The sequence below is a fragment of the Bacillus sp. FSL P2-0099 genome (genome assembly GCF_038007445.1).
In the GTDB taxonomy this organism is placed as follows: domain Bacteria; phylum Bacillota; class Bacilli; order Bacillales; family Bacillaceae_G; genus Bacillus_A; species Bacillus_A mycoides.
On sequence record NZ_JBBOXE010000001.1, the window covers coordinates 5,265,787 to 5,283,284 of the forward strand.

The window sequence follows — 17,498 nt, forward strand, 5'->3', positions numbered from 1 at the left end:
GCTGCTTCTTATTTCTTTCCTTCTAACAACTCGATAATTCTCTCTTTATATTTTCCTTTTCTTCCATCTTCATAGATTAAATCATGCGGATAGAATAGCTTTTGATCCGTTCGCTTCTTACCTGTAATCGCCTCAACAATATCCGATTCACGCGAAAGCTCTCTAAGTTCCCCGTTCGGCATAAGAAGTAAGATTGGCAGACGCTCTTCTTCTTCTCCTGCGCGGTAAAAGTCATACGGTAAATCCGATGTTGAATCCACAACTAAGTAATACTCTGGATCGAGTCCAATCTTTTTAAATAAGCTACTTAGCTCCATCCAATTATCTAAACCGTGCTTATCTGTAAACTCCACATATTTAAATAGATTTCGATTCATAAAACGACGGCATAAGTCACTTAAAATCGGATCTTCTTCCTCTTGCCATACTTGGAAGTAATAATACATTACGTTCTCGTCTAACTTTAAATAATCCTCTACTGTCACTTCTTCTTCAAATAAAGAATAGAAATGAACAGGATGATTTTTAAACGCATAATACTTCTCATGCAGTGATTTAGCTCGGTGTAAAATCTTCGTTAAAATTACTTCTGCACTACGTGTTACCGGATGAAAATATACTTGCCAATACATTTGATAACGGCTCATAATATAATGCTCTACAGCATGCATACCACTATTTTTAATGACAACTTGATTACCGTACGGGCGCATGACACGCAGTATACGTTCCATATCAAAGTTCCCATACTTTACACCAGTAAAATATGCATCTCTTAATAAATAATCCATACGATCGGCATCAATTTGGCTCGAAATCATACTAATCGCTAATTTATTAGTAGATGTTTTCGCAATTACATCTGCTACCTTTTGCGGGAAATCCTTATCCACACGGCTTAACACACGATTAATTTCCGTATCACCAACGATAATCTTTTGCGTAAATTTCTCATGATCTAACGAAAATACTTTTTCAAACGAGTGAGAAAATGGGCCGTGACCGACATCATGAAGTAATGACGCACATAAACATAACAATCTATCTTCAGCATTCCAGTTCGGTCTGCCATCAAACACATCATCAATCATACGACGAATAATTTCATATACACCTAACGAATGAGTAAAGCGACTATGCTCTGCACCGTGAAATGTAAAAAATGTCGTACCAAGCTGCTTAATACGGCGCAAGCGTTGAAATTCTTTCGTTCCGATTAAATCCCAAATAACGCGATCACGCACGTGTACATATTTATGTACTGGGTCTTTAAACACTTTTGTTTCGCTGAGTTTGTCGTTTAAATATACCACTTTCCGACATCCCCCTTTCTTTACTGCATTCTTACTATATATTATAAACGATATAGGAAACAGAAAGAAATGAAAGACTATATTAATTCCTGTTATATAAAGAAAAATCACCTTTACCAAAACAAAGGTGATTTTTCTTTATATATTATTTTCCTAAAATGAACTCAGTAACTTCGTCTAGGATCATTTCTTTACCTAGTGGGAAGTATCCTTTGTTTACATCTTCATTACTGATTGTAAATACATGGTTGTTTTTAACAGCGTTCATATTTTTCCAAATTGATTCTTCTTGGAATTCTTTTAGACGCTGAGAACCGTCACCAGTTGTAAATACGAATAAGTAATCTGGGTTGTAATCAATTAAAGCTTCTTTTTGTATTTGTACTAACGGTTTATCAGTTGGTGTACCTTTAACTGCTGGTAATTTTAAATCACCAAAGATTACGCTACCGTAACCGTAGTCACCGTATACACGGAATGCATTTGGATATGCAGCCATTTTCATGAATGTTGCATCGCCAGTTTTAGCAACGATTTTGTCATGTAATTTGCTTGCTTTTTCATCATACTTTTTGAACCATTCTTTTGTTTCTTTCTCTTTACCGAAGATTTGACCTACTTCTTCGAATTTTGGACGCCATTGGTCTAATGGAGTTTTTAACATAACTGTTGGTGCAATTTTAGATAATTGATCATAAATCTTTTCTTGACGATTGTTTACAATAATTAAATCTGGTTTTGCAGCAGCCACTGCTTCGATGTTAATTTTATCGCCCCACGCAGAACCAACCGGTTTTACATCTTTCAATTTCTTCTCAATATGTGAATCAATTTTTTCTTGTGTTGTATTTGCAGTAATAATCGGTTTCATACCGAAAATTAATAATTCTTCTGTTGAACCACTAAGGTCAGCAATTTTCTTTGGATTTGCAGGGATTTTAATTTCCCCTTTTGCGTGTTGTACAGTGCGCTCTTCAGTTTTCGCATCTGCTTTCTTTTCTTCTTCTTTGTTAGAACAAGCTGCAAATAGTACAGAAGTAACAACTAGTACCATTGCTAATAGTGCCATTTTAAAATTCTTCATATTCCGACTCCTTCTAGCTGTATTTCTCTTATAATTTGCATGTAACTATAAGAAACAAAACAACATTTAATTAATATATATTTATTAATTGTTGTTTATAACCCGTTCTAACGGGCGTTCAACTTCCCATCCGTGGGTAAGAAGCTCAACGTCCATTAGAACTCCCCCTCTCACCTCTTTAAGAGGGGGAAATTCTATTAATTATGCTTTTTTACGCAATTGATTATTAATCATCGCTAAATCGTATGTTAAACAAATTGGTTTACAGTTTACTGGACATGGAACGATTTGCGCTTCAATCTCAAATACGTTACGAAGTGTTTCACTCGTCATAACTTCATCTGGCGTTCCTTGTTTCATTAACTTACCTGCTTTTAATGCAATCATATGATCAGAGAAACGAGAAGCATGATTTAAATCGTGAATAACCATAACAATCGTTCTGCCTTCTTCTTTGTTTAACTTCTTCAGTAAGTTTAATATCTCAAGTTGATGAGCCATATCTAAGTATGTTGTTGGTTCATCTAACACAAGTAAATCTGTTCCTTGTGCAAGAGCCATCGCAATCCATACACGTTGACGTTGACCACCTGATAAAGCTTCTGCTGGACGATTTGCGAATTCTGTCATCCCCGTCACTTCAAGTGCCCAATGAATGTAGCGATAATCCTCTTCTTTCAATGTTCCAAATCCTTTTTGATGAGGAAAACGTCCATATGAAACAAGTTCAAACACAGTAAGGCCTGTTGGCACTTCTGCAGTTTGTGGTAAAATCGCCATTTTCTTTGCGATTTCTTTCGTTGGCTGTTTCTCAATTGCTTTTCCATCAAGATAAACAGTACCTCGTTTTGCTTTCAAAATACGAGAAGCCGTTTTTAATAATGTGGATTTCCCACAACCATTTGGTCCAATAATCGTTGTAATTTGTCCTTCCGGAATTTCAACTGTTAATCCATCTATAATTAACCCTTCATTATACCCAACAGATACCGCATCAACTGCTAAAGTTGCCATACAAAAAGCCTCCCTTTATTTTGTCCTCATAAGTAAATATATGAAATATGGTGCACCAATTACAGAAATAACAAGACCGACCGGTATTTCTGAAGTTGGTAACACACTTCTTGAAATTACATCTGCAAATAAAAGCAAGAACGTTCCTATTAATGCAGCCGTTGGTAACATAATTTGATGTTTACCACCAACGAGGCGTCTCGCTAAATGCGGAGCCATTAAACCGATAAAACCAATGCCTCCCGCCACCGCAACAGATGCACCAGCTAAACAAACTGCAATAAATAATAATTTACGTCTTTCCTTTTCTACGTTTACACCAAGGCCAACTGCTGTAGAGTCGCCTAAATTCATTACATTTAATATGTGCGCTTTACTAATGGCAAGTGGTAAGAAAATAATCATCCATGGGAGTACACTTAGTACGAACTTCCAATCTGTTCCCCATAAACTTCCTGCCAACCAAATCGTTGCAAAACGGAAGTCGTTAGATGTCATCTTCATAGAGAAAATTAAACTAACCGCACCAAATCCGGCTGCAACAGCGATACCAACAAGAATTAATCGAGTTGATGAAACACCGTCTTTCCATGCTAGTAAATAAATAATAACCGCTGCTAATATCGCACCAACTAGCGCGAAGAATGGAAGGATAAATACAGATAAAAATGTACCAGTTCCAACTTTTCCAAAGAAAAAATAGACGAATACAACAACTGTTAATCCCGCTCCGGCGTTAATACCTATAATACCTGGATCAGCAAGTGGGTTTCGTGATAGCCCTTGCAAAATTGCACCTGACATAGCTAATGCAGAACCAACTAATATAGCAATAACCATACGCGGCATACGAAATTCAAATAAAATAACAGATTGATCTTCTGCACCTAATCCAACTAGTGACTTTAATACATCTATTGGAGGAATTTTAAATGTTCCTGTATTTAAACTTATTAAAAATACAGCAACAATTAATCCTACTAAAATCGTTAAAATAGAAACGTTCTTTTTTGTTAAGACGCTCGTCCTCACATCTTTCCTCTCCCTTCATTACGTGCTAAGTAGAGGAAGAATGGCACCCCAATTAGCGCTGTAATTGCTCCAATTGGCGTTTCAAATGGTGGATTAATAACGCGAGATAACATATCTGCACATTCAATTAGCAATCCACCTAAGACCGCAGAACATGGAATAACCCATCTATAATCTGAGCCTACAAGGAAACGAGTCATATGCGGAATTACAAGTCCAACAAATCCAACTGATCCTGCCATAGAAACCGCAGAACCTGTTAATACAAGAACAAGTACTGTTCCGATAAATTTAATTAATGTCGTATTTTGACCAAGTCCAATCGCAATTTCTTCACCAAAGCTTAAAATTGTGATATATCTCGACATCATAATTGCTATAATGAGACAAACAAGACCAATCGGTACTAACATATTAATACTTTGCCATTTCACTCCGGCAACACCGCCTGCATTCCACATACTTACCTCTTGGGCAAGGTTGAAATACAATGCAATTCCAGATGAAATTGCCCCTAATAAAGCACTAATTGCTGCACCTGCTAAAGCTAATTTTACAGGCGTTAATCCACCTGGTGAAGAAGACCCAATACCATATACAATGCTCGCTCCAAACGCAGCTCCAATAAAAGATGCGATAACAAACATTAAATAAGGTGAATTAGGGAAGAATGCATACATAATTGCAATTCCGAATACAGCACCATCTGTAATCCCCATTAACGATGGAGATGCAAGTGGATTTCGTGTCATACCTTGCATAATTGCACCTGATACCGCTAAAAAAGCACCTGCAACTACGCCCCCTATTGCTCTAGGCATGCGAAGTTCTTGAATTACGTTATGGTGCGTTATGGAACCATCAAACTGAAATACAGCTTGCCAAACGGTCTTTAAACTAATATCTGCTGCACCAAACGAAATAGAAACTGCCATACTTAAAGCTAACAAAATTGTGCCTGCTATTAAAATAATAGAAGCAACGAGCGGTCTGCTCTTAATCTCTTTAACATTCACATCTTGCTGTTCTATACTCCTTGCGCTCGCTTCCATCCCTCAACCATCCTAACCAACAACATATATTTAATAAAATGAAATTTATTCTCAAATAATAATAAAAAAATTAGGTGAATTGACCTTTTTCGTGATAATGATTATCAGAATCAGACACTTTCTATTCTACCTACCACGTCAAAAGACTGTCAACCATTATTTTGAAATACGAATTCATACAAAACGCTATCTTATGGACATAAAAAAAGAAGAGTAATCTGTTCACTCTTCTTTTTCTTACTTATTTAATTTTGCTTCAATTTTTACAATTAATTCGTCTTCTGTTGGAGCCGCAACTGGACGATTATTTACAAACGCGAATGATTTTTTACGACCAGGGCCACAGTAAGACTGACATGCAACCTCAATCGTTGCACATGAATCTACTTTTTTTAACTTCGGAATCAACGTTTTAACGTTCGTTGCCTGACAATCATCACACACACGAAATTCGTTTCCCATTATATATAACACTTCCTCTATTTTAAACTTTTCACAAGTACATTTAAAAATAAACACTAAATGGTATTTTACCGCTCTTTGAAGCTTGTTGCAAGTCTCCGGGCGTAGCTCTATTCCTATATAAAGCCACCTATTTTTTATATTTTCTCCTTCAAAAGCTTTCATCATTCATAGCCAAATTTCTTCTCTTCATTGAAATCTACCATATTTTTAAAAGCTTTGTATAAAAGCTCATTTTTTTGCCCATTATAAAAATAGGAAGTTCATAAAAAGAAAGGGAGTTGAATCTATGAAAGTAAGACAAGATGCTTGGACAGACGAGGACGATTTATTACTTGCTGAAACGGTGCTTCGCCATGTTCGAGAAGGAAGTACTCAATTAAATGCTTTTGAAGAAGTAGGAGATCAGTTAAATCGCACATCTGCTGCTTGTGGTTTCCGCTGGAATGCTGTTGTTCGCTATAGCTATGAACAAGCTCTTCAACTAGCAAAAAAACATCGTAAAGATAAAATGCGTGCTGCGGGCGGTGAACAGACAAAAAAACGTTTGCTTTACACACCACCAGCTTCAGCGGCGGCGATAACTGATTATGAAGAACACGTACCGTATGAAACAGCTGTTCAATATACAGAAGCTACTCCATATCAAAAGCCGACTGTCCCTGCTCCAAAAAGCTCAATAACAATGCAAGATGTTATTTACTTTTTACAAACAGTTGGATCTTCAAATATAAAAGTAACAGCTCTTGAAAACGAGAATACGAGATTGAAACAAGAAATTAAAACGCAAATCCTGCGAAATGAAGAACTAGAAAAGAAACTAGAAAAATTAGAACAACAATCTCATACTGTACAAGAGGATTACGAAACACTTATGAATATTATGAACCGTGCTCGTAAATTAGCAGTAATGGATGATGAGGAACGCTCACAAACATCTTTCCGCATGGATCGAAACGGTAACTTAGAAAAAATTGCAGAATAAAAAGGATGCATGCAATGCATCCTTTTTATTCTTTCACCTCTAAACTTCCCTTTATATATGAGAAAACCCCTTTCTACATTTTTTGCTATAATAGAGATTGTCATTTTAAAAATAAGGGGTTAGTTATATGAGCAATTCCCGTTCGATTTTATCTCAGCCAGAGTGGCGTATTGTAGATCAGTCTAGTTTAGGACCAACTTTCCATGCACTTCAGTCATTCGCAATGGATGACACGTTATGCACAAGTATTGGAAATGGTCTATCCGCTGCAACAATGCGCTCTTGGGTTCATCACAATACAATTGTTCTTGGCATTCAAGATTCACGCCTACCACATTTAGAAGAAGGTATTTCCTTTTTAAAAGAAAACGACTTCAATGTTATCGTTCGTAATTCTGGTGGACTTGCTGTCGTACTTGATGAAGGTGTTTTAAACGTATCACTTTTATTCCAAGAAACAGAAAAGGGTATCGATATCGACCTTGGATACGATACGATGTGGCATTTAATTAAGGAAATGTTAAAAGATTACGATGTTACTATCGAAGCAAAAGAAATTGTTGGTTCTTATTGTCCTGGTAGCTACGATTTGAGCATTCGCGATCAAAAATTTGCTGGTATTTCTCAGCGTCGTATTCGCGGAGGCGTTGCTGTACAAATTTACTTATGTGCGACAGGAAGCGGATCTGAGCGTGCCGCACTCGTTCGTGATTTTTACAACGTAGCAATTCAAGGCGAAGAAACAAGATTTACGTATCCTGAAATTGTACCGAGTACGATGGCTTCACTATCTGAATTACTTGGCGAAACAATTACAGTGCAAGATTTAATGATGCGCCTTTTAAAAACGTTGCAACAATTCGCGCCAAAGTTAACACCATCTCAGCTAACAGTAGATGAAGTTCCTTTATATGAGACGAATTTACAACGTATTATTGACCGTAATAATAAGGCACTTGGTTTAGAAAAATAGAAACCAAAAAGACCACCCTCATTTCAAAAGAAATAGGATGGTCTTTTTTCATATTAATTCGTTATAGAATTAAAGTGCTTGAGCTGCTGTAATTAAAGCTAACTTGTACACTTCTTCTTCGTTACATCCACGAGACAGATCATTTACAGGCATATTTAAACCTTGTAAGATTGGTCCTACTGCTTCGAAGTTACCTAAGCGTTGAGCGATTTTGTAGCCGATATTACCAGCTTCTAAGCTTGGGAATACGAATACGTTAGCATCACCTTTAATTGTAGAACCTGGAGCTTTCTTCTCAGCTACAGATGGTACGAATGCAGCATCGAATTGGAATTCTCCATCTAAAGTTAATTCAGGAGCCATTTCTTTTGCAATGCGAGTTGCTTCTACAACTTTTTCTGTTTCTGGAGATTTCGCAGAACCTTTTGTAGAGAAGCTTAACATAGCAACGCGTGGGTCAATACCGAATAGTTCAGCAGTTTTCGCACTTTCGATACCAATTTCAGCTAAATCTTGGCTGTTTGGTGCAATGTTAATTGCGCAATCAGCGAATACATACTTCTCTTCTTCACGTACCATGATGAATACGCCTGAAGTTTTTGTAACGCCTGGTTTTGTTTTAATAATTTGAAGTGCTGGACGAACTGTATCAGCTGTAGAATGAGCTGCACCACTTACTAAACCTTGTGCTTTGCCCATGTATACAAGCATCGTACCGAAGTAGTTTTCGTCTTTAAGGATTTTGCGAGCATCTTCTTCTGTTGCTTTACCTTTACGGCGTTCAACGAAAGATGCTACCATTGCATCCATTTCTTCGTATGTAGCTGGGTCATAAATATCAACGCCTGCTAATGTTAAGTTCATGCTAGCTGCTTTTGCGCTAATTTCTTCTTTATTACCAACTAAGATTGGTTTTACTAACTCTTCTTTTGCTAAACGCTCTGCAGCGCCTAAAATTCTTTCATCAGTTCCTTCAGGAAGTACGATAGAAATGCCTTTTCCTTGAACTTTTTCTTTTACTGTTGTAAATAAGTTGCTCACGAATAAACCCTCCTACATATGTTAAAAAACTCTATCTTTAAGAATACTGCTTTTCCTCTATATTTTAAACTTATAGCTCCCAAAAAATAGATAAAATGAAAATGATTATATTTTCATAAAATTCAGCATAGAAATAAAGCCCCTTTAAGCCTTATCTCCTCCTATTTTCAAGTAAATTTAAATGTGACAATTTTATGCGCTGAAACTTTATGTAGATGTTTTTAATCCTATATATGCTATAGTTAACGTGTAAAATATCATTAACTGAGGTGAATAGAATGAGTGAAGCAACAACAACGTTAGATGGCTGGTATTGTTTACATGATTTACGTTCTATTGATTGGGCAGCATGGAAAACATTATCTAGTGACGAACGCGGACAAGCAGTGTCTGAATTTTTAAATGTCGTTGAAAAATGGAACGAAGTAGCTACTGCAAAAAAAGGCAGTCATGCAATGTATACAGTTGTTGGTCAAAAAGCAGATATAATGCTTATGATCTTACGTCCAACAATGGAAGAGTTAAATGAAATCGAAACAGAATTAAATAAAACAACATTAGCTGAATATTTAGTTCCTGCATATTCTTACGTATCTGTTGTTGAACTAAGCAACTACCTTCCAGCTGATGAAGATCCATACCAAAACCCACAAATCTTAGCTCGCTTATATCCTGAGTTACCAAAAGCAAATCATATTTGCTTCTATCCAATGGACAAGCGTCGCCAAGGTGATGACAACTGGTACATGCTTCCTATGGAAGAACGTAAAAAAATGATGTACAGTCACAGTAAAATCGGTCGCCAATACGCAGGGAAAGTACGCCAAGTAATTTCAGGATCAGTCGGATTCGACGATTTCGAGTGGGGCGTAACATTATTCGCTGACGATGTTCTTCAATTTAAGAAGCTTATATATGAAATGCGCTTCGATGAAGTAAGTGCCCGTTACGGTGAATTCGGTACATTCTTCGTTGGGAACATTTTACCAGACGAAAAAGTAGAGAAATTTTTACACATATAATAATGAAAAAGGAACGAATTTCGTTCCTTTTTTTATTATCCTCTATATTTACCCACAAAAAACTTCTTTTCTCTGCAAATTTGAACAAAAATCGACAAATTCTTTTCAATTTCCTTACAAAATTGTAACCTTTCTATATCCAAATTTATGCTAAAATGGTACGAGCTATATGCTAATAACGATGCGAAGGTGATAATGTATATGAAGAAAATCTTGTCTATTTTACTAGTGTCTCTATTGTCAATTTCTTCCTTAGGAGTAACAACATCCCATGCAGAAGAAAAAATACATATAGAGGCAGCTGCTGCACTGCTATTTGATGCGGATACAGGAAAAATACTGCATGAACAAAATCCAGATGAATTACTAGCTATCGCTAGTATGTCAAAATTAATTGTTATTTATGCCGTATTAGAAGCAATTAAAGAAGGAAAAATCACTTGGGATACGAAAGTAACTATTTCTGATTACGCTTATGAAGTTTCACGTAATAATGAATTCTCTAACGTGCCGTTCGAAAAAGGACGTCAATATACTGTAAGAGAATTATACCATTCTATCGTTATCTTCTCTGCAAATGGATCTAGTATTGCTTTAGCAGAATTACTTGCAGGAAGTGAAAAGAACTTCTTAAATCTCGCAAATGAACATGCGAAAAAACTAGGGTTAAAGAAATATAAATTTGTAAACGCTACTGGGTTAAATAACGCTGATTTAAAAGGAAAACATCCTGAAGGAACTGATCCGAATGGAGAAAACTCCATGTCAGCTCGCGATATGGGTATTCTTTCAAAAACAATTATTACAAAGTATCCAGAAATGCTAGAGGATACAAAACAAAGATTTAGAAACTTCCCAGATAATCATCCGAAACCAATTCGTATGGAAAACTGGAACTGGATGTTACCAGGTGCTGCTTTCGCTTATGAAGGAGCAGATGGTTTAAAAACAGGAAGTTCTGATACTGCTGGATATGGCTTCACTATTACAGCAACACGTGGTGATTTACGCCTCATTTCAGTTATTATTAAAACAAAATCAATGGATGAGCGTTTCACAGAATCTCGTGCATTAATTGAATATGGATTTAATAACTTCGAAAAACAGAAATTAAAAATAGATAAAAATAACAAAATTTCTGTAGTAAAAGGAAAAGAAGACTACGTAACAGTTGCACCAGAAAAAGAAGTGACAGTAGTTACTGCAAAAGGTAGCAAATCACCTTACAAAATTTCTACTGAAGCAGATAAATCACTTGCTGAAGATGGGCATTTAGTTGCTCCTATTAAGAAAGATGCAAAGGTAGGTTCAATCGTCTTAGAACCATCTGATAAATATGGTTTCTTAGACGGAAATAAAAGTATAAAAGTTACTGCAAAAACGACTGAAGAAGTAGAAAAAGCAAATTGGTTCGTATTAACAATGCGTTCAATTGGCGATTTCTTCTCAAATTTATGGTCTAAAGTATTTTAATGATGAAAAGCTAGCTCACGCTAGCTTTTTTTATTTTCCCCTCTAGATGTAAAACTTCGTTTGGTTGTCATATCTGCGTCCTTTTTCTCATACGTATGAACTAGTAATTGTTCCACACTTCATCTAGAAAAAACCTCTTTCCGAAGGGTATTCCAAAAAGAGAGGTGACACATAATGGGTGTTATCGCGCATACAGAAGAAGATGTAAAGTTATTAGCTAGACTCATGCGTGCCGAAGCTGAAGGAGAAGGACAACAAGGCATGTTAATGGTTGGAAATGTCGGCGTAAATCGTGTCCGCGGAGATTGCTTAGACTTTAAAAAAGTCCGAAATTTACGTCAGATGGTTTATCAAAATCCTGGTGGTTTTGAAGCAACTCAAAAAGGGTATTTTTATCAACGAGCGAGAGAACAAGATATCGCCTTAGCCCGCCGGACAATTCAGGGACAACGTTTTTGGCCCGCCAACTTTTCCTTATGGTTCTTTAGGCCTGAAGGCCCTTGCCCGCCAACTTGGTATAACCAACAAAATTCAGGACGTTTTAAAAAGCACTGCTTCTTCCAACCATCTGGTGAAGATTGTCCTGGCGTATATTAAGGAATGAAAATGAGGAGGGATTTTTGAATGGCACAGCAACAAAACCCATACTATGGAACAGGTTTTTATCAACCATCCGGAACTTATGTGCAACCACAACAAATGACCCCACAGCAACAGCAGCAACAGCAACAACAGCAAGCGATGCAACAACAAGCTGCTCAGGCTCAACTTGCAGTTTCTCAAGGTATGTTACCACTAGAGCAATCGTATATTGAAAACATCCTTCGTTTAAATAAGGGTAAGCCAGCTACAGTTGTAATGACTTATGAACGCGGTAGTTCGCTTGGTACACAATCTTATACAGGGATCATCGAGGCAGCTGGCCGTGATCATATCGTAATTAGTGAGCCAAAATCTGGAAAACGCTTTTTACTACTAATGATTTATTTAGATTATGTAGAATTCCCAGGAGAAATTACGTATTTACCTGGTCAACAAGCAACTTATGCTCCAAGACCATAAAAAAAAGCTGGCGAATGCCAGCTTTTGTTTTTTATAACCCTTTTACAACTGCAGTTCCGACTAAAATCCAAGCCACAATAAACGCTACACCACCAAGGGGTGTAATTGGGCCAAAGAATTTAATACCTGTTGTACTTAATGCATAAAGACTGCCTGAGAACATAATAATCCCAGCTACCATAAGCCAACCTGCAGTGTTTAAAAGTGATGATTGCATTTTGTCCATTAATAGAGCAACTACGAATAAGCCACCTGCATGAAACATTTGATATGTAACGCCCGTCTTCCACACTTCTAACATTTTTGCAGAAATTTTATTTTCTAAACCATGTGCTCCAAAAGCCCCTAATGCAACAGATAGCCCCGCTGCAATACAACCTAGTAAAAAGAAAATTTTCATCTTAATTCCCCTTTTTATTTTTATCATAAGCAATTTTCACATATAATCCAAACGATTTAATCCCTAAAAATCAAATAAAGAATTACCATTTGCACCTTCTTCTTTTATATACACAGGTTCTCCAGAAACTGGCATAACCGGTTGAACTGTTGTTATAGGCTGAGATCCGATTATTTGTGATTGAACTTGTGGTTCTCTATACGTAGAAGGCTCAACTTGTTCATCTAATAATAAATCACATAATGCACGCACAACTAATAAATGCTCTTTTGATTTTTGTCCTTCACTACTTTTTGCCTTTGCAATTTCACTCGCCATTTTATTTAAAACCTTATCGCTAGATACTTGCATTCCTTGTCACCTCTTACTTTGTAGTTCTTTCTCAAATTGCCTCAGTTTCTCCACTGAACCAAATACTATTATCATATCATGTTCTTGCAGTTTTTCCTGCCCCGTTGGATTATGGATAATATCCCCATCTCTTAAAATCGCTAAAATTGTTACACCAAATTGATTTCTCACATTACTCTCTAATAACGATTTACTAGCTAAGTTAGAATCTTTACCAACTTGAATTTCTTCAATTACAAATGATTGCTCTATTCCATACAATACTGTATCAATATAATGCACTGTTAACGGATTCGCAATATCCAACCGTTAATACAGTAATCATCGTCATCCAAAATGCTTGAAACAAGCTAATCTCTTCAATTGTCATAAATCATAGCATTCCTAGAATTACAACAAAAGTCATACATATAACCGCTATCCATAATTGCTTCCGTACATTCATATTATGTTTCAACTCTTTTCTCTATCTACAATCTTTGCCAGAGGAAATGAAATACGTATATACTAGAAAACGGAATCTATGAAAGAGGTTGATATAATGAAGCTATTTCTTTCTGCCTTACAATGGGCACTATTTATTTTAGCTGGAAGTCTTATTGTACCAATTAGTGTCGCAACTAGTTACGGCCTTGATGGCGCTGAAGCTATCGCGTTTGTACAAAGAACATTATTTGTTCTCGGTTTTGCCGGTCTCTTGCAAGCTATATTTGGTCATAAACTTCCTATCCAAGAAGGTCCTGCAGGCCTTTGGTGGGGAATTTTCTCCTTGTATGCAAGTTTAGGCGTCGTATTATTTGGATCAAGCAATGAAACACTTAAGGTCCTTCAGTACGCTTTCCTATTAAGTGGCATCATTTGTATTATTCTTAGTGTTTTTGGACTTATTGATAAACTAGTTCGTTACTTTACACCGACAGTAATTGGAACGTATTTATTCCTTTTGGTCGCACAACTTAGTGGCTCCTTCTTAAAAGGCATGTTTGGCCTTGATGGACAACATACAGAAGTACAGCCAAAGGTATTTATTCTTTCACTCATTGTTATTTTACTATCTTTTTTCATTATGAAGCTACCTATTATTGGACAATATTCCGTTCTTTTCAGTATCGTCTGCGGCTGGATATTATTTGCGTGCTTCGGATTATCTAATCCAGTAACACCTGTGACAGATATAATTCGTCTTCCATCTCTGTTTGTTTTCGGAATGCCTCGCATTGAATGGAACATGGCAATTACGGTAGTTTTCGTCACACTACTACTTCTAACAAATATGTTAGCAAGTATTCGCGTTGTACAAAAGGTTGTTTCTAAATATGAAGAAGATGCTGCTCCAGATCGCTTCAAACAAGCTGGCATTATAACAGGAATAAATCAATTGCTAGGCGGTCTATTTTCAGCCATTGGTCCTGTTGCCATTTCTGGATCCGCAGGATTTATTGCAACGACAAATATTTATAAGCGCCTTCCATTTATGTTAGGGTCAAGCTTTATCATTCTTGTTAGTATATTCCCAAAGATTACTTCATTCTTTGCAGCCATCCCCGTTGCAGTTGGTTATGCTGCAATTTATCCTGTATTTGCAAGCATGATTGGTCTCGCTTTCCGCGAATATGACACTGTACAAAATAAAGAACAATTATTTAAAGTAGCAGGCCTTTCAATCTTTACAGGAGTCGGCGTTATGTTCGTTCCAGCAGGAGCGTTTTCTACGCTACCACCATTTTTAGCTTCATTTTTAAGTAACGGTCTTGTTCTTGGATCTGTAATGGCTATCTTGCTGGAAATATTATTTTCTCGTTCGCACGAAAAACAACCATCGTAAATTGGAAAACTTCCATTATTGCACTCTATCTTTAGAGTTGTTACGATAATGATAAAGTGAAACTTTAATCAGTGGGGTTTTTGTTCATCCCCACTGATTATTAGCCCGCACCAATCGGGCGTTTACGGGCAGTTAATCTCCCACCTAACTTCTTTGCCCCAGCTAAATTTTGAGGTGGGATTCTTACTGCCCTGCAAATAGCGGGATAAATTATCATGGGCAACACGCTCATGATAATTTATACTAACAATGCAGAACTTCTCCTAGTTTCATGCAAAGAAGTTCGATGTCTTACTATATATTCCCCACTATCTTCATAAAAATTTATTTCTATTTCAACAAAGAAAGGAATTTTCTATATGACTTATAAAATGATTGTTTTAGATTTAGATGATACTTTATTACGCGACGACCATACAATTTCACCTCGTACGAAAGAGGCTTTAATGACAGCACAAGAGCAAGGAGTTAAAGTTGTACTTGCTTCTGGGCGCCCAACGTTCGCAATGCGTGCGATTGCAAAGGAATTACATTTAGCGGAATATGGAAGCTTTATTCTTTCATTTAACGGTGCAAAAATCATTAACTGCAAAACCGATGAAGAATTATTCAGCAGTACATTATCTCCTGAAATCGTTCACAGTTTATATGATATCAGTAAAGAAGAAAATGTATGGATTCATACATACATTGGTGACGATATTATAACTGAAGAAAATAACTCTTATACCGAAATTGAAGGTCAAATTACTGGTATGCCAATCGTAGAGGTAAGTAACCTTAAAGATGCTGTACAACAACCAGTTGTAAAAGTTCTAATGGTAGAAAATCCAGAATACTTACAAGTGGTAGAAACAAAACTACAAAAACGACTAGAAGGTCAATTAAGCGTGATGCGCTCTAAACCATTCTTCTTAGAATTTACTGAACATGGTGTTACGAAAGGAACGAGCTTAAACCAATTAATCCAAAAACTTGGTATTAAACGCGAAGAAGTTATCGCAATGGGCGATAGCTATAACGACCAAGCAATGATTGAATTCGCTGGTCTTGGCGTTGCGATGGGCAATGCACCAGATGATATTAAAGAAATTGCAAACTATGTAACAGATACAAATATGAACGATGGCGTTGCAAAAGTTGTAGAGAAATTCGTTTTAAAAACGGAAGTACTTGTTTAATATTTTCATTCATAAAACCTATTTGAAGTCAAACACTTCAAATAGGTTTTTATTTAAATTGCAATGCTTTTGTGACTATATTTTGAACTTTGCACTATTCTCGTAGTGTAAACTTTCTTTTTGTATATAATTAAACAAAATAGACTATTTCATTTTGAAAAAGAATACAAATTTACTATATACAAGCATACATTAAAGGAGGCTACTTCATGTTATCTACACCAATCGGAAGATTAAGAGCAATCGGCTTAATTGAGGGGATTTCTTTCCTATTACTATTATTTGTAGCAATGCCATTAAAATATTTTGCAGGGTTTGCAACAGCTGTTAAAATTACAGGCATGGCTCATGGCGTTTTATTTATTCTATTCATCTTTGCGGTAATTCAAGTAACAATCGTACACCGTAAATCAATTTTATGGGCACTTGGGGCATTCGTTTCATCAGTTATCCCATTCGGTACTTTTGTACTAGATGCAAAACTAAAGAACGAACAACAATAATAAAAAGGTAGTTAACAACTGTTAACTACCTTTTCTATTTATAAATTTGGAATTTCCCAATCAATTTCTCTTTCACCCATATTAACTAAAATCGTATTTACTTTAGAGTACGGCTTACTTCCAAAGAAACCTCGTCTTGCTGATAATGGACTTGGATGTACGGACTCGATAATACGATGACTCGTATTCGTAATTAACTTTTTCTTCGCCTGAGCATGGCGTCCCCATAATATGAAAATAACTGGCTTTTCACGTTCATTTAATAGCTCAATTACGCGATCTGTGAAATGCTCCCATCCTTTTCCTTTATGAGAATTCGCCTCACCTTGACGAACCGTTAACACAGTATTTAATAGTAAAACCCCTTGCTCCGCCCATTTTACTAAATAACCATTATTCGGAATTTCATAACCGTATTCATCTCGAAGTTCTTTGTACATATTTAGCAATGATGGCGGCGTTTTAATACCAGGTTGTACCGAAAAGCTTAAACCATGCGCTTGATTCGGTCCATGATATGGGTCTTGTCCTAAAATAACGACCTTTGTATTTTCATAACTTGTATACTCTAGAGCGTTAAAAATATCTTCTACCTTTGGATAAATCACATGCTCCTCATACTCTTCTTTTAAAAAATTAGCTAAATTTTGATAGTATTCTTTCTCAAATTCTGGCCCCAGTAATGGTCCCCAATCATTCTGCAAAATGTTTTCCATGCCTTCACT

At 36.4% G+C, this 17,498-nt stretch carries 20 protein-coding genes and 1 pseudogene; 9 read left to right on the forward strand and 12 right to left on the reverse strand.

Going from position 1 to position 17,498, the window contains the following annotated elements; all coding sequences use genetic code 11:
* Nucleotides 1–8: 8 nt before the first annotated feature.
* The 6 genes from MKY90_RS27345 to MKY90_RS27370 all read right to left on the reverse strand — a co-directional run bounded on the left by MKY90_RS27345 (nucleotide 9) and on the right by MKY90_RS27370 (nucleotide 5,957).
* Entirely contained in the window at nucleotides 9–1,313 is a 1,305-nt protein-coding gene (locus MKY90_RS27345) for an HD domain-containing protein (protein WP_002130105.1), read from the reverse strand.
* 145 nt (nucleotides 1,314–1,458) lie between these two features.
* Nucleotides 1,459–2,397, reverse strand: a complete 939-nt coding sequence (locus tag MKY90_RS27350; protein WP_002138981.1) for an ABC transporter substrate-binding protein — start codon at nucleotides 2,395–2,397, stop codon at nucleotides 1,459–1,461.
* Nucleotides 2,398–2,598: 201 nt separating this feature from the next.
* Entirely contained in the window at nucleotides 2,599–3,411 is an 813-nt protein-coding gene (locus MKY90_RS27355; protein ID WP_002034935.1) for an ABC transporter ATP-binding protein, read from the reverse strand.
* A gap of 15 nt (nucleotides 3,412–3,426) precedes the next feature.
* Nucleotides 3,427–4,443: a FecCD family ABC transporter permease gene (locus MKY90_RS27360; RefSeq protein ID WP_002130107.1), complete on the reverse strand. Its 1,017-nt coding sequence runs from the start codon at nucleotides 4,441–4,443 to the stop codon at nucleotides 3,427–3,429.
* Nucleotides 4,440–5,495: a FecCD family ABC transporter permease gene (locus MKY90_RS27365; RefSeq protein ID WP_000388282.1), complete on the reverse strand. Its 1,056-nt coding sequence runs from the start codon at nucleotides 5,493–5,495 to the stop codon at nucleotides 4,440–4,442. Before MKY90_RS27365 ends, MKY90_RS27360 begins: the two co-directional genes overlap by 4 nt.
* Nucleotides 5,496–5,732: 237 nt before the next feature.
* Entirely contained in the window at nucleotides 5,733–5,957 is a 225-nt protein-coding gene (locus tag MKY90_RS27370; RefSeq protein WP_000526075.1) for a DUF1450 domain-containing protein, read from the reverse strand.
* 289 nt (nucleotides 5,958–6,246) lie between these two features.
* Between MKY90_RS27370 and MKY90_RS27375 the strand changes: the two genes are divergently transcribed.
* Both MKY90_RS27375 and MKY90_RS27380 read left to right on the forward strand, forming a co-directional pair.
* On the forward strand, nucleotides 6,247–6,942 hold the full coding sequence (locus MKY90_RS27375) for an RsfA family transcriptional regulator (protein ID WP_002016365.1): 696 nt from the start codon (nucleotides 6,247–6,249) through the stop codon (nucleotides 6,940–6,942).
* A gap of 127 nt (nucleotides 6,943–7,069) precedes the next feature.
* Nucleotides 7,070–7,915: a lipoate--protein ligase family protein gene (locus MKY90_RS27380; protein ID WP_002130109.1), complete on the forward strand. Its 846-nt coding sequence runs from the start codon at nucleotides 7,070–7,072 to the stop codon at nucleotides 7,913–7,915.
* A gap of 69 nt (nucleotides 7,916–7,984) precedes the next feature.
* On the opposite strand, the gene pta is transcribed toward MKY90_RS27380, so the two are convergent.
* The gene (gene pta, locus MKY90_RS27385) at nucleotides 7,985–8,956 is read right to left on the reverse strand and encodes a phosphate acetyltransferase (RefSeq protein ID WP_000067219.1); all 972 of its coding nucleotides are present in this window, start codon (nucleotides 8,954–8,956) and stop codon (nucleotides 7,985–7,987) included.
* Nucleotides 8,957–9,234: 278 nt separating this feature from the next.
* On the opposite strand from pta, the gene hemQ reads away from it, so the two are divergent.
* From hemQ to gerQ, 4 genes are all read left to right on the forward strand, one after another.
* On the forward strand, nucleotides 9,235–9,978 hold the full coding sequence (gene hemQ / locus MKY90_RS27390) for a hydrogen peroxide-dependent heme synthase (protein ID WP_001287592.1): 744 nt from the start codon (nucleotides 9,235–9,237) through the stop codon (nucleotides 9,976–9,978).
* 195 nt (nucleotides 9,979–10,173) lie between these two features.
* Nucleotides 10,174–11,451 carry a serine hydrolase gene (locus MKY90_RS27395; protein WP_141506928.1) on the forward strand — a complete coding sequence of 426 codons (1,278 nt, stop codon included), beginning with the start codon at nucleotides 10,174–10,176 and terminating at the stop codon, nucleotides 11,449–11,451.
* 174 nt (nucleotides 11,452–11,625) lie between these two features.
* Nucleotides 11,626–12,048, forward strand: a complete 423-nt coding sequence (gene cwlJ, locus MKY90_RS27400; RefSeq protein WP_002068596.1) for a cell wall hydrolase CwlJ — start codon at nucleotides 11,626–11,628, stop codon at nucleotides 12,046–12,048.
* A 27-nt stretch (nucleotides 12,049–12,075) separates the two neighbouring features.
* Nucleotides 12,076–12,513 carry a spore coat protein GerQ gene (gene gerQ, locus MKY90_RS27405; protein ID WP_002068595.1) on the forward strand — a complete coding sequence of 146 codons (438 nt, stop codon included), beginning with the start codon at nucleotides 12,076–12,078 and terminating at the stop codon, nucleotides 12,511–12,513.
* Nucleotides 12,514–12,544: 31 nt separating this feature from the next.
* On the opposite strand, the gene MKY90_RS27410 is transcribed toward gerQ, so the two are convergent.
* The 4 genes and pseudogenes from MKY90_RS27410 to MKY90_RS30490 form a co-directional block, all read right to left on the reverse strand.
* On the reverse strand, nucleotides 12,545–12,913 hold the full coding sequence (locus MKY90_RS27410; protein ID WP_002089827.1) for a DUF423 domain-containing protein: 369 nt from the start codon (nucleotides 12,911–12,913) through the stop codon (nucleotides 12,545–12,547).
* 63 nt (nucleotides 12,914–12,976) lie between these two features.
* On the reverse strand, nucleotides 12,977–13,264 hold the full coding sequence (locus MKY90_RS27415) for a YwdI family protein (protein ID WP_001198367.1): 288 nt from the start codon (nucleotides 13,262–13,264) through the stop codon (nucleotides 12,977–12,979).
* A 6-nt stretch (nucleotides 13,265–13,270) separates the two neighbouring features.
* Nucleotides 13,271–13,564, reverse strand: a pseudogene (locus MKY90_RS27420) (cation:proton antiporter regulatory subunit); the annotation flags it as partial.
* Nucleotides 13,533–13,634, reverse strand: a complete 102-nt coding sequence (locus tag MKY90_RS30490; RefSeq protein WP_002130114.1) for an ion channel — start codon at nucleotides 13,632–13,634, stop codon at nucleotides 13,533–13,535. The gene MKY90_RS30490 and the pseudogene MKY90_RS27420, both read right to left, overlap by 32 nt.
* Before the next feature lie 171 nt (nucleotides 13,635–13,805).
* Here MKY90_RS30490 and MKY90_RS27425 point away from each other — a divergent pair, with 171 nt between their 5' ends.
* The 3 genes from MKY90_RS27425 to MKY90_RS27435 all read left to right on the forward strand — a co-directional run bounded on the left by MKY90_RS27425 (nucleotide 13,806) and on the right by MKY90_RS27435 (nucleotide 16,773).
* On the forward strand, nucleotides 13,806–15,089 hold the full coding sequence (locus tag MKY90_RS27425) for a purine/pyrimidine permease (protein WP_063219244.1): 1,284 nt from the start codon (nucleotides 13,806–13,808) through the stop codon (nucleotides 15,087–15,089).
* 359 nt (nucleotides 15,090–15,448) lie between these two features.
* Nucleotides 15,449–16,270 (forward strand): Cof-type HAD-IIB family hydrolase, encoded by an 822-nt coding sequence (locus MKY90_RS27430; RefSeq protein ID WP_098167844.1) that lies wholly within the window; start codon nucleotides 15,449–15,451, stop codon nucleotides 16,268–16,270.
* Nucleotides 16,271–16,479: 209 nt separating this feature from the next.
* Nucleotides 16,480–16,773, forward strand: coding sequence for a DUF3817 domain-containing protein (locus MKY90_RS27435; protein WP_000953390.1), 294 nt, complete (start codon nucleotides 16,480–16,482; stop codon nucleotides 16,771–16,773).
* Between the two features lie 38 nt (nucleotides 16,774–16,811).
* On the opposite strand, the gene MKY90_RS27440 is transcribed toward MKY90_RS27435, so the two are convergent.
* Nucleotides 16,812–17,489 (reverse strand): uracil-DNA glycosylase, encoded by a 678-nt coding sequence (locus MKY90_RS27440; protein ID WP_063219246.1) that lies wholly within the window; start codon nucleotides 17,487–17,489, stop codon nucleotides 16,812–16,814.
* Between the last annotated feature and the right edge of the window lie 9 nt (nucleotides 17,490–17,498).